Here is a 12,473-nt window from a genome sequence, read left to right on the forward strand (position 1 = left end):
ACTTGCCAGTTTTTTTTGTGAATAGGTACATTATCTTAAAGTTATGAAGCAATATAGAATAGATAACAAATGGATCAAATGAGCATGATTCCATGTTTTTATTTATACTGTGCTGTTTTCTCTGATAAAATCAGCATATCTTGAGGCTCTGTTTCATAAACATTTCGTTTAAAATCTGCATTAAAAAAACTGTTTTCGTTCACATAAAACAGTTTTTTTATGGCTTTATATGTATTATTTGTTGTCTATAAGCTGATTCTTTAATTCCTGCAAGGTATCACACGTGAATAACAAATTGGATACAAGGTCGAGCTGTTCCATTGACAAAGAACATAACCATGTTGAGCAGTCTTCATGATATTTATTTACCAGCAGTCGATTTAACAACGTTCTTTCCCCTTCTTTTTGTCCCTGTTTAATTCCTAATTCGATCCCCTGCTCTATTCCTTGCTCGATTCCTTGCTCAATCCCCTGTTCAAGTCCTTTCTCCATTCCCTGCTTAATTCCTTGTTCAACACCATCTTCAAAACTATCCAAAATGGCATTTTTTTCGCGCTGTTCCTGTATCTGCGTTGCCATCGCTATCGACCAGAGGTCTTCTGCATCTTGAAATTTCCTGTACTTTTCCATTACCTTCTTCACCAGCCTTTCCTCTGTTTTTAGTATACCATCTTGATCATTATTTTTAAATAAAAAGCACAGTTGTTCAAAGTCATTCAGCTTCTCAAATCCTTTGCGCTTGACGATTGCATTTATCTCCGGCAGATAGATGTAAATCCTCTTCATTAAACTGCGCTTACTTTCTACTTCTCCTTCCTCATTTCTCATCTGATAGGTATCGATTAACTTCTTCGTGTGTTCTGCATAGGAATCAAGAAAGATAATTTGATAAACAGGCAGAAGATCATAATACCTTTCTCCGCTATCAAGCTGATTCGATAACATTCTGGCACCGTACAGTTCAAAGCGTTTTAACTCTGATTGCTTTGAATAGGTAGTCTGCATCTCGATTCCGTATTCTCTTCCTTCGCTGTCCTTCACACGGATGTCCAATACCATTTTTTTCTTTTTGAGAATAGCAGGATCCAGATTAGGATTTAATACGGTACTTTCCTTAGGATGAATCCCTGTCACTCGTTCAATAATGGTGTTACGGATAAACGCAGCATCTTCATCCTCTGTGCCAAGAGCGAACTTAAAAAAAATATCGTTATCATATTTCAGTCGTTCCTGCACCTCTACCTTCATTTCTTTATTCTCCATTACATCTTTTGTAAGCATATTCTTCACTTCCTTTCACATGTACTTATGCTTTACACTATTACATACGTAAAGAAAATGTAAAACTCCTAAAAAATCAGAAAAATTCTTTATATATTTCATAATTTATATTTTCAAGTGATGTTATTGACCATTAAAAATATATCTGTTCAATTCTTTTACCAGGTTGTTAACCAAGTCATTCATTTATGTATTATGAAATTAAAGCTGTTTCTTATGCATCGGTGAACAATAGCTATAGCAAGCTGAAAAGTTTGCTTTTTTTTTCTGAAGGTATTGCTAATTATAGTTAAATGACGTACAATATAAATAGATAAACACCTACATAAAATTAAATCTTGTATAATTTATAATTTTTTCAAATTCTTTGAAACTTTTTCTCTATTTACTTCGTTTATATAATAGGAACAAATAAAACTTACAGTTCCATTACAGTTTAGTAACATAAGCCGAAGAACCCGCTGCCTATGCTAAAATATACCCGCAGGGCACCTTACCCGCAGGGGATTCTACCCATGGGGCACATATATTGTGCAGGAAGCAGGATACAGGCTGAAGGAGATAAAGAGTATGATGAGCAGAGACCTGATGAGACAGCAACCGACAAAACCGATGATTCTGAAAAACTGCACAATCTGTAAACAGATCATCAGTATGCGAAAAATTCTGATTATGGCCGGAATCATGCTGGCATTTATTATCAGCACCTATCTGTTTTGATACTGGTTGATTTCCTGCATAAAACGTGTTAAACTTTCTCGTATCCATACAGTAAGATTCTCCGCTGGTGCTGCTCATCCGGGTATCACAGTGGAGTTTTCTTCTTTTGGATAAAGAATCTTAACGATTCTTACGATTTTATGAGTTTTAATACAAACGTTATAAGTTGTGCTATAATGTGATTACAGAAACAAGAGGAAAGAGATTTTGCATGTAAGGGGTGAGATACCATGAATGAGGAGAAGCTTTCACCGCCGAATGGCGTGGAAGAACATAATTTGAGGGAAAAGACAGAAATGGAACAGGATACAGGAAACTATACTTATGACTTCTTTACGTTCCGCAATGTATTACTTAGTGCGGTTGTACTGGGTGTCATAATCCTTATAATTTCGCTGGTTCGCTGAGCCGTTGCCTATGCAAAATCCCTTAGAGGAAGCAAATGCTTCCTTTTTTTCAGCCTGCTAAAGAGGTTTATCAATTCCTTAATAAAAAACGAATGAAATAATTCCATCCGTCTTATCAGTTATCCTAAAAAATGAATATGTATATAAATAAAAACGCTTACTTATATAGTATACCATAAATAGTATGTAACTATAAGACTGTTTTTGTGCTTTTTTTATTCTATACTGTAATTAGGAGGAGTGCATACCACGATAAGCTAACATGAGAAACAGAATGAAAAGTTAAATTTCTTTTGTATATCACTATCCAGCTATGATTTAACCGAACGAAGATATGTGTCAAAATTTACAGCTATTATGATGGTTCAATCCGGTTGTATTCAGGTATTTCCCGAATCATTTACAAACATAGCTCAGGTTTTATAAAAAAGGAGGAATCACATTATGAAGGATTCTATAGTTACATTTGATAGTGTTGTATTTAACAAGGACGACAAAACATTTACTATTTTGGATGGTACAGAAGGAACATATTCATATACTGATATTATAAAATGTTCTGTTTTAAATGAAGATTCAAAATATCGTGGCAAAACAGAGCCTTTCCATCATCAGGTGTTGGGAGGCACTGCCTTTGTCTCCCTTATTGGAGAGCCTACTGTATATGTAGGACTAAAACTTACGATGAAGGATGAACGTACTCTTGCAATTTATATCTCCAAGGTTAAAACAGTCACAAATTCCGATAAATACAAAGAGGATCATAAAACTGCAGAGGAAATCAAAGCGTTCATTGATAAGGCAATAGCGAAATACCAGCAATAAATCTCCTTGGGTAAGTTGTATACTTACTCCTATGTACTCTTAAAGTATCCAAAAAAAAACACGCTTTTCTCTCTTGAGATTTTGCGTGTTTTTATGTTCAAGGCTGGTTCATTAGTCGCAGACCTGCTGGAATATGTTTCTAAAATCTATGAAGCATCATATATCTATATCCTGTGTACGCAAATACCAGTTAACTATAATCAGCATCCAAAACGAAATCTAAGACAATTTCATTGTCATACTCAACCTTTTTACCATTCAAATCGATTGCAGTGCCATGGTATTTAAGTATTGTTTGATCGTCCTTTCTTTTAATATCGAGCTTTATATCACATGCCTTGTACAAATTACCAATATCCTTTATGACATACTCATGCTGCATCATTACATTTGTTATTTTTAGCTCTACAGCTGCCGCAGTTGAAATACCATGCCTTTCCCCATAAGAAATATAAGGTGTTTCCAGCTTATAATCTCCTTCTTTTCCTATCCCTCCATCACCAACATGGACAATGATTTCCGGATGATAAGAGCACCATATATAGTAGTATCCGCAATACCACATAATGTAACGAGAACAATGCATGCTGTGATTATTCGTTTCTTATATTTTTTCATATCCCTTATAACCACCTTATCTTTTGCAAAATAGACTTTATCTGGCTTATTTATATTTACATCTGATTCTTCTTTCTTCTCATACTTTTTTAACACCTTCACAGAAAATAAAAGGATTCCTGTCATGTGTTAGAATAGTATTGAAATCAGCTAGATCAGCTAATCTATTCCATTTAATCCTTCTTCATAAATCCTATTATCCTAGTTAGTAAAACCGTTATATTGGGAACTTTATCATATATTGTTATAACAGTATCTATTTACACAAAACAATACACCATAGTAACCGAAGGTTGGAAAACAGGTATTCGCCGTTTTTTTAAGCATGCTGAAGAATATCAGCTTCCAACACCTGAATTTATGGAAATCAAAGATACATTCCGTGTGAACCTTTATCGTCCTGATATCGTGAAGCCGATAAAGGCCGATAAAAAACCGATAAATGATATACGACGGCAGCTCAGACTGGATTTGAAGAATCTATCATAAAGCCATCTGCATGATTCGTAAATTGTATTATAAAGAACAGAATACATTTGTAAAAAAGCAAACATTACATATTAGAATGATTCCCTTTTAAAATTTTATTGAAAATACGCAGGCAGAAGATTAACAGCTATGTAAATACTCTGAACTTCATCGGGTAAGACGGTAAGAATATATCACATGGTTATCTGTTAGAAACCAATTCTTCACACGATAATAGTAAACCCGTGGATATGTTTCCAGCCATACATCGCGAACCTCTAAAACACATAACGTATCCTCATACAAAACCAGCTTCTCATTACCCTTTGGCATCAAGGTACCTACACCTATTGTGTAAAGAATTATCACTATCCCTGGCAGTATGCGTTTTGCTTTTGCCATGCGCAGTACAAAGGTCACAAGAAGCAGCAGAATATATCCTATGTACATCCACTGCTTCGGAAAGACACGCAAAGAGTATCCCATTTTATTTAAGACAGCAAGCAGTATAAAATACAGAACCGGCAACAGCCATAACAGCAGATAACAAAATGAACGTATACGTGTAATAGGATCCTTTTTCATATGCCTGCCTCCATTTCTGCTCAGTCCGACCTTGCCTTCATGATGTCTATAGTAAGCTGTTACGCTTCGTAGCTCGTAATAAATGTTAATAAGAAATCAACCCATAAGATATGAAAAGAAATACACAATGATAGCATATATCATAAATATACATTTCAAATAATTCGCATCCCTGAATTTCAGCTGTGAATCATAGCGCAATATTTTATGATACCTTCCTTTATTCATTTTACAAGCCTCCTATTATGCCGGCAACATTTCCTTACGCTTACTCAAAGAAATTCATTTTGCTTAGCTTGCAATACTGTGCAACACCGGACAACAGGACTTCTTCGTCAAAATCAAAGTCATGCGCATGCAAAGCAATTCCCGTCCCTGTCCCAAGGAAAAAGAATACACCGGGAACCTTTCGCTGATAATGCGCAAAATCCTCGGAAATCATTTCCGGTTCCTCCAGCAATACGATATCCGGATCCATGCTACACACCTGATCCACCAGCGCAGCATCATTCATAACAGCCGGATAGCCGCTATTGATATCAAAGGTAAAGCCTGCTCCCTGCTCCTCGTAGGTCTTCGCAAGCTCAAACATATGCTGCTTCATATACTGATAGGTTTCATCCTGAAAGGCGCGCAGTGTTCCCTCCAGTCGTGCATGATTCGCCACTACATTGCGTACAGTTCCACTTTTTAACAGTCCGAAACGCAACAGCCGGTAGGTTTCTGGTGACAGCTCTTCCTTTTCCATTTTATACAAATCAAGCAAATAGCGCGCCGCGATTTCCATGGCATCAATGCCTTCCTTATACTTAGCCGCATGTGCACTCTTGCCTGTAATGTCAATGTTTACCTCACTGGAACGGGCCATAAATTCATTTTTGCGTGTTGCAATGACTCCTTTATCCAGCATCGGCCATACATGAAAGCCGAAAATACGCCTGATACGATACTGTTCAAATATACCGCTTTTACACATCGGTTCTGCACCACCCGGGGTTTCCTCTCCCGGCTGAAAAATGAGAACCACGTTATGCGGAAGCTCCTTATAATAGGTAGACAGCTGATGTGCAAATTCCAGCAGCATCGCCATATGTCCGTCATGTCCGCAGGCATGCATACAGCCCTCATGACGGGAAGCAAAAGATCTTCCAGTAGCCTCAGTAACCGGCAATGCATCCATATCACTGCGAAATGCTATACTATCTGCCCTTCCCGCATCAAAAAAAGCAACCACACTGCTTGGAATTGGTGAGCTTACTGTACAGGGAAGCTCCCTGAGAGCCTCTTGTATATACGCCTGTGTTTTTGGCAGGTTTAATTCCAGTTCCGGAATCTGATGCAAATCTCTGCGAAATGTCCTTATTCTTTCCAACATATGCTTCATCCTCCCTGTTTCATGTTATGTCTATTATATAGGAAACCATCCCTCATGTAAATATTTTCATTTTATGAAATCAAATCACATTATTTTCATAAAACGGTTGTAATTTATCTTGAATAGTGATATGATACAGAAAAATAGATAGAGGCGCGGGAGCGACTACATCAGCTGGAGTCGGCAGACACCTGACAGCTGGTTTCAGCAATTCCGCCGAACTGCAGTCTTAGGCATAGGATTGTGGTGGGCTTATGAAGAAGATTCATAAGACTGTCTACCATCAGTAGATGTGCTATCATTATTGTCATAGGGTGAACTACAATGTCAGTAAGGGTGCATACTCCTGCTGGCATTTTTTAATGAGGTGATGGAAATGAGTAAAAAGGTATTGGAAATTTCGGGAGTTTCCGTGGAACAACTGGCAAATGCGTGCGGTACTCCGTTATATGTGTATGATGAAAATAAAATCACACAAAAAATGAGTCAGTTTCATGAGCTGTTTCAGAGTGAGGATTTTGAAACTGAGGTATTGTATGCCTCTAAGGCATTTTCCTGCAAGGCAATCGTTCAAATGGCTGCCATACATGGGCTTTGTCTGGATGTCGTCAGTGGTGGTGAGTTGTATACTGCCATGCAGGCAGGCTTTCCCATGGATAAAATTTATTTCCACGGAAATAACAAAACCTGGGATGAGCTGATCATGGCGCTGGAGGCCGGTGTTGGCTGTATCGTGGTGGATAATGCAATGGAGTGTGAGCTGCTGGTAAAAGCTGCCGCCAGAGTAGGCACAGCAGTGCGTACTCTGATCCGGGTAAATCCGGGGGTGGAAGCCCATACGCATAAATATATCGTCACCGCCCATCTGGATAGCAAATTTGGGATTTCCATCAGCCGTATGGAGGATATCCGGGATATGATCCATACCCTGACCAGTATTCCGAATATCACCTTTGAAGGCTTTCATTCCCATATCGGGTCGCAGATATTTGATAAAGAGGCATATGTCGCTGAAATTCAGACTCTGATGAAATTTGTGGATGATATGCAGAAGCGCTACGGCATCAAAACGACTGCCCTGAACCTGGGAGGCGGCTTTGCGGCCTACTATACAAGTGAGGATCATCCGATTCCACTGCAGGAGGTTTGTCAGACAATTCTGAATACATGCAAATGGGAACGGGAACGATACCATCTGCCGATTCGTAAGCTAATGATTGAGCCGGGACGAAGCATTGTGGCAGAGGCAGGCTCCACCCTGTATCGCATCGGATATCAGAAGCAGACGGAAAACAAAAAATATATTTTCGTGGACGGCGGTATGTCGGATAACATCCGCCCTGCACTCTATCAGGCTGCCTATGCCTGTGATATCGCAAACCGCATGGATGAGGAAAAAAGCGAAACGGTCACGGTTGCCGGTAAGTGCTGTGAATCAGGAGATATCCTGGTGGAAAATGCTTTACTGCCGCACGCACAGACGAATGATCTGCTCATCCTGTATACCACCGGTGCCTATGGCTACAGCATGGCAAGCAATTACAACCGTCTTGGCAGACCGGCAGTCGTGTTTGTAAAGGATGGAAAGGTGCGCTATGTAGTAAAACGCGAAACGTATGAGGATATGTGCAAGCTGGAATGTGATGAGGAAATTAAAGTATGAATGTTGTAGAGAAGTATGGAGGGACAAGCGTTGGTACGATTGAACAGATCAAAGCCATCGCAGCGCATGCGGCCAAATGTAAGGCACGAGGAGATAACCTGGTCATCGTGGCCAGTGCCATGGGGAAAACAACGAATAAGCTGATCGCTATGGCAAACGAAATCGGAGAGCACGTCAATGAGCGGGAGCTGGATTCCTTGCTGTCAACCGGAGAGCAGAGGACGATTACCCTGCTTGCTATGGCAATCGACGCGTTAGGTGTTCCGGCAATTTCCTTGACCGGATATCAGTGCGGCTTCATAACCAGCCACCATCATTCCCATGCCCGCATAATGGATATAGATATCACCCGGCTCAGGCAGCACCTCGATGACAACAGGGTTGTTGTGGTTGCGGGCTTTCAGGGAGCGAATGAGTATGGGGATATCACAACACTTGGACGTGGGGGAAGTGATACAACGGCGGTTGCACTTGCGGCAAAGCTGGGCTGGGAATGTCATATCTTCACAGATGTTAACGGTGTGTATACCATTGACCCCAGAATGTATCCGCATGCGAAACGTTTGCAGGAAATCACATATAATGAAATGATGCAGATGGCCTGTCTTGGTGCAGGCGTACTGGAAACAAGAAGTGTAGAGCTGGCCAGTAAATACAATGTGAAATTATTTCTGGGAAGAGCATTAGAGGAGAATTTAAACAAAGGAACGTATATTATGGAAAAAACGAAGCATCTCGAAGATATGCCAATCACCGGTATCAGCATCAAAGAAGATTATGCAATTATGAGGGTAAATGATCTGCCCAACGATGGAAAGTTTCTGAATTCGCTGTTTGCGATGATATCCGAGCTGGATATCAATCTGGATACGATATCCCAGCAGCTGACACACGATGGCAAGGTCAATTTCGCCTTCTATTGCAATAAACAGCAATCGGATGTAATTTTGAAAAACATTGACCGTCTGCATTCCCGCTATCCCATCTCCCGTCTGCTCGGCTTTGTCAAGCTGTCCATTGTCGGAGTAGGTATCTCCACACACAGCGGTATTGCCGCAAAGGTATTGACGACATTAAGCGATCACAATATCCGTTATTATCAGATTACCTCCAGTGAAATATCCATATCTCTCACGATTGAAGAGAAGGATAAGCTGAAGGCTGTCGAGGTATTGGGAAAGGCATTTGACCTATGATTCCGGTAACGAAATATCACGGCTGTGGAAATGATTTCATCATAACCGACTGGGAGAGGGTTATGAACTGCGATATCGAAGACTTTGTCGTTAAGGTCTGTGACCGGCATACCGGTATTGGCGCAGATGGCTGCATTCTCGTAAAGCAGCATCCATTGGAAATGGTATTCTATAACGGAGATGGCTCCCGCGCACCGATGTGCGGAAACGGTATCCGCTGCTTTGCGAAATACTGCTATGATGAAAGAATAGAAACAGCCGAGGAATATGATGTAGAAACCTTGGCTGGCAGAAAGCATGTGACGAGGGTATCCCTTGATCCGTTTCAGGTACGTATTGATATGGGTACCTGGGATGATGATCCCAAAAGCATACAGGTGGAGGGTCAAAGTGAGCCGATTATGGACTATAAGCTAACGGTAGGAGATACCAGTGTCTCTGTATACAGCTTCTTTATGTCCACGGTACACACCGTCGTTTTTGTCTCTGATGCCTTTGCCTTTGATTACAGCGATATCGGTAAGAAAATCTGCCATCACCCATTATATAAGGAACAGACAAATGTCAATTTTGTGGAAATTGCAGATGTGAATACATTAAGAATGGTAACGTATGAACGCGGTGTCGGTATGACGCTTGCCTGCGGTACCGGCGCCTGTGCAGCAGCCAGAATTGCATATGAGAAAAAGGGCTGTGCATCGAAGCTGCGTGTTCTGTTAAAGCGTGGAGAGCTGCATATCAAGATCGATGATCAGCAGCATGTCCACATGTTTGGTCCTGCGGAAAGGATCCTGAAAGGAGAATTTGCATATGTTTGATGTAAAAGGAAGTATTGTCGCGTTGGTAACTCCGTTCCATGAGGATGGAAGCGTTAATTTTGAGAAGCTGAAGGAAATTCTGGAATGGCATGTGGAAAGCGGAACCGATGGTATTCTTGTTCTGGGTACTACCGGTGAATCCAGCACCATGACACATGAGGAGGATGACGCCGTGGTGGAATGCACCCTGCAGACGATTAAGGGAAGGATTCCTGTTATCGTAGGAAGCGGGTCCAACTGCACACAGACTGCTGTTGAAAAGAGTAAAAAATATGCCGATATGGGGGCAGATGCACTGCTTGTGATTTCCCCCTATTACAACAAGGCCAATGCGCAGGGAATGATTGCCCACTTTACTGCGGTTGCGGACGCTGTGGACAAACCGGTTATTCTATATAATGTTCCAGGCAGAACCGGCTGCAGCATCAATGAGGAGGCTGTCAAAGTACTCAGCAAGCATCCAAATATCTGCGGTATCAAGGAAGCGAGCGGAAACATTGCATATGCCGCAAGCATAGCACGTTACCTCAGCGATGATTTCGTTATGTTCAGCGGAAATGATGATATGGTCATTCCTCTGCTGGCTCTGGGAGGAAGCGGTGTTATTTCCGTATGGGCGAACATCATGCCGAAGGAAGTACATGAAATGGTGCACAATTACCGAAACGGCAACACCGATGCGGCGCTTGCGACACAGCTCAACTGTCTCGATCTGATTCATGCGCTGTTTATCGAGGTCAATCCGATTCCTGTAAAAGAGGCTTTAAATATGATGGGCAAGGGCGTCGGCGGCTATCGTCTGCCTTTATGTGAAATGAGTGAGGATCACCGTCAGGCACTGCTCACACAAATGAAAGAGGCCGGCCTATGTTAAATGTACTTGTTGTCGGCTATGGAAACATGGGGAAAATGATTGTGGATACCATCGGACAAAGTGATGATATGAGGGTTGTGATGATTGCGGATGGAACCAATCATCCCGATCTGTCCACGCTTCAGGAGCAGGTGGATATCATCATTGACTTTTCCCATCCGGATAATCTGACGTGGATCAAGCCGTTTGTATTGAACCATCCATGTGCATATATCTGTGGTACGACCGGACATAATGATCTGCAAAGACGGCAGGTAGAAGAGCTGAGCAGTGTTGCCCCGGTTGTATTTCAGGCAAACTTTTCTCTTGGAATCGCCGTATTCCAGGAGGTTCTGCAAATGATTACCCCAATGCTGGAGGAAAGCTTTGATATCGAGGTTGTGGAAAAGCACCATAACCAGAAGCAGGACGCGCCAAGTGGTACCGCAAAAATGCTGGTAGCTGCCATGAACAGGGAGCATACATACCGGGAGGTACACGGACGAAACGGGTTTGTGGGAAAACGTCAAAAGGAAATCGGTATCCATGCCGTCCGTGGAGGAACGGTTGCGGGAGAGCACGATGTTTACTTTTTCGGGGATGATGAAATCTTTGAAATCAAGCATACTGCCAACAGCCGTAAAATCTTTGTTAACGGAGCATTGCGGGCTGCCCGCTTTGCGGCTGCACAGAAGCCGGGTATGTATACCATGAAAGATATTCTGTTCGCATAAGGAGGAAGACATGAACGCTAATGAAATCATCGCATTTATACAAAATGCCGAAAAAAAGACACCGGTAAAGGTGTATATCAAGGAAAAACGGCCTGTTGACTTTCCGGACTGTCAGGTTTTCGGTGCAGCAGGAAAGGTCGTATTTGGCGATTGGAAGGTAATTGCGCCCATTCTGGAAGCAAATCAGGATGCCATAGAGGACATTGTGATCGAAAACGATTGCCGCAATTCCGCTGTTCCACTGCTGGACAAAAAATACATCAATGCGCGCATTGAGCCAGGGGCTGTGATACGCGATCAGGTGGAAATCAAAGATAATGCCGTCATCATGATGGGAGCCATCATCAATATCGGTGCAATCATCGGAGAAGGAACCATGATCGACATGGGCGCCGTGCTGGGCGGCAGAGCAACGGTTGGCAATCATTGTCATATCGGTGCAGGCGCAGTCCTTGCGGGCGTTATAGAGCCGGCGAGTGCAACACCTGTCATTGTTGAGGATGATGTATTGATCGGTGCAAATGCCGTCGTGATTGAGGGTGTGCATATCGGAAAAAATGCTGTAGTTGCGGCAGGTGCTGTGGTTATTGAGGATGTTCCTGCCAATGCTGTTGTCGCAGGCTGTCCGGCACGCGTTATCAAGCAAAAGGATGCAAAGGCGGCAGAGAAAACCGAGCTGGTGGATGCTCTGCGAAGTCTGTAATACACGTATAAAGAAAACGGACATATTCTGTTCGTTTTTTTATGATGCGCCCGACTTTTTAGCTTAACCCTATGATAATATACCCTATGATAATATACCCTATGATAATTTAGAGGGGACACTAATTCGTACGGTAATTTAGAAATTCCTTTTTTAAGAAATTACGGAACACAAAAGCTATTTACTAATAAAATCCCGATATGAAGCTGAAACGATTTGTAATCACC

The 12,473-nt window shown here is 41.7% G+C and carries 11 protein-coding genes; 7 read left to right on the forward strand and 4 right to left on the reverse strand.

Annotated features, from left to right (window positions below; all coding sequences use genetic code 11):
* Window positions 1–234: 234 nt before the first annotated feature.
* A complete protein-coding gene (locus GKZ87_19305) occupies window positions 235–1,248 on the reverse strand; it encodes an Rpn family recombination-promoting nuclease/putative transposase (protein QSI28024.1) in 1,014 nt (337 codons plus the stop codon).
* A gap of 1,601 nt (window positions 1,249–2,849) precedes the next feature.
* Between GKZ87_19305 and GKZ87_19310 the strand changes: the two genes are divergently transcribed.
* Window positions 2,850–3,233, forward strand: a complete 384-nt coding sequence (locus tag GKZ87_19310; protein ID QSI27485.1) for a hypothetical protein — start codon at window positions 2,850–2,852, stop codon at window positions 3,231–3,233.
* Between the two features lie 190 nt (window positions 3,234–3,423).
* Here GKZ87_19310 and GKZ87_19315 read toward each other — a convergent pair whose 3' ends face one another.
* The 3 genes from GKZ87_19315 to GKZ87_19325 all read right to left on the reverse strand — a co-directional run bounded on the left by GKZ87_19315 (window position 3,424) and on the right by GKZ87_19325 (window position 6,279).
* Window positions 3,424–3,798, reverse strand: coding sequence for a hypothetical protein (locus GKZ87_19315; GenBank protein QSI27486.1), 375 nt, complete (start codon window positions 3,796–3,798; stop codon window positions 3,424–3,426).
* A gap of 689 nt (window positions 3,799–4,487) precedes the next feature.
* Window positions 4,488–4,904: a hypothetical protein gene (locus GKZ87_19320; GenBank protein ID QSI27487.1), complete on the reverse strand. Its 417-nt coding sequence runs from the start codon at window positions 4,902–4,904 to the stop codon at window positions 4,488–4,490.
* Window positions 4,905–5,172: 268 nt separating this feature from the next.
* Window positions 5,173–6,279, reverse strand: coding sequence for an amidohydrolase (locus GKZ87_19325; GenBank protein ID QSI27488.1), 1,107 nt, complete (start codon window positions 6,277–6,279; stop codon window positions 5,173–5,175).
* Between the two features lie 376 nt (window positions 6,280–6,655).
* Between GKZ87_19325 and lysA the strand changes: the two genes are divergently transcribed.
* The 6 genes from lysA to dapD are packed head-to-tail and all read left to right on the forward strand — an operon-like array spanning window position 6,656 to window position 12,246.
* On the forward strand, window positions 6,656–7,942 hold the full coding sequence (gene lysA, locus GKZ87_19330; GenBank protein ID QSI27489.1) for a diaminopimelate decarboxylase: 1,287 nt from the start codon (window positions 6,656–6,658) through the stop codon (window positions 7,940–7,942).
* Window positions 7,939–9,138, forward strand: coding sequence for an aspartate kinase (locus GKZ87_19335; GenBank protein ID QSI27490.1), 1,200 nt, complete (start codon window positions 7,939–7,941; stop codon window positions 9,136–9,138). Before lysA ends, GKZ87_19335 begins: the two co-directional genes overlap by 4 nt.
* A complete protein-coding gene (locus GKZ87_19340) occupies window positions 9,135–9,956 on the forward strand; it encodes a diaminopimelate epimerase (GenBank protein ID QSI27491.1) in 822 nt (273 codons plus the stop codon). The genes GKZ87_19335 and GKZ87_19340 overlap by 4 nt, the downstream gene beginning before the upstream one ends.
* Window positions 9,949–10,830: a 4-hydroxy-tetrahydrodipicolinate synthase gene (locus GKZ87_19345; protein ID QSI27492.1), complete on the forward strand. Its 882-nt coding sequence runs from the start codon at window positions 9,949–9,951 to the stop codon at window positions 10,828–10,830. Before GKZ87_19340 ends, GKZ87_19345 begins: the two co-directional genes overlap by 8 nt.
* Complete coding sequence (gene dapB, locus GKZ87_19350) at window positions 10,824–11,543, forward strand: 4-hydroxy-tetrahydrodipicolinate reductase (protein ID QSI27493.1); 720 nt, start codon at window positions 10,824–10,826, stop codon at window positions 11,541–11,543. Before GKZ87_19345 ends, dapB begins: the two co-directional genes overlap by 7 nt.
* A gap of 10 nt (window positions 11,544–11,553) precedes the next feature.
* Window positions 11,554–12,246: a 2,3,4,5-tetrahydropyridine-2,6-dicarboxylate N-acetyltransferase gene (gene dapD / locus GKZ87_19355; protein ID QSI27494.1), complete on the forward strand. Its 693-nt coding sequence runs from the start codon at window positions 11,554–11,556 to the stop codon at window positions 12,244–12,246.
* Window positions 12,247–12,473 lie beyond the last annotated feature (227 nt).

It is taken from the genome of Erysipelotrichaceae bacterium 66202529, from assembly GCA_017161075.1.
Taxonomy (GTDB): Bacteria; Bacillota_I; Bacilli_A; order Erysipelotrichales; family Erysipelotrichaceae; genus Clostridium_AQ.

Bases quoted from the DNA above. Each gene is read 5' to 3' on its own strand.
- GKZ87_19305 (QSI28024.1), bottom strand. From the start codon at position 1,248: ATGAAGGTAGAGGTGCAGGAACGACTGAAATATGATAACGATATTTTT.
- GKZ87_19315 (QSI27486.1), bottom strand. From the start codon at position 3,798: ATGTGGTATTGCGGATACTACTATATATGGTGCTCTTATCATCCGGAA.
- GKZ87_19320 (QSI27487.1), bottom strand. From the start codon at position 4,904: ATGAAAAAGGATCCTATTACACGTATACGTTCATTTTGTTATCTGCTG.
- GKZ87_19325 (QSI27488.1), bottom strand. From the start codon at position 6,279: ATGTTGGAAAGAATAAGGACATTTCGCAGAGATTTGCATCAGATTCCG.
- lysA (QSI27489.1), top strand. From the start codon at position 6,656: ATGAGTAAAAAGGTATTGGAAATTTCGGGAGTTTCCGTGGAACAACTG.
- GKZ87_19335 (QSI27490.1), top strand. From the start codon at position 7,939: ATGAATGTTGTAGAGAAGTATGGAGGGACAAGCGTTGGTACGATTGAA.
- GKZ87_19340 (QSI27491.1), top strand. From the start codon at position 9,135: ATGATTCCGGTAACGAAATATCACGGCTGTGGAAATGATTTCATCATA.
- GKZ87_19345 (QSI27492.1), top strand. From the start codon at position 9,949: ATGTTTGATGTAAAAGGAAGTATTGTCGCGTTGGTAACTCCGTTCCAT.
- dapB (QSI27493.1), top strand. From the start codon at position 10,824: ATGTTAAATGTACTTGTTGTCGGCTATGGAAACATGGGGAAAATGATT.
- dapD (QSI27494.1), top strand. From the start codon at position 11,554: ATGAACGCTAATGAAATCATCGCATTTATACAAAATGCCGAAAAAAAG.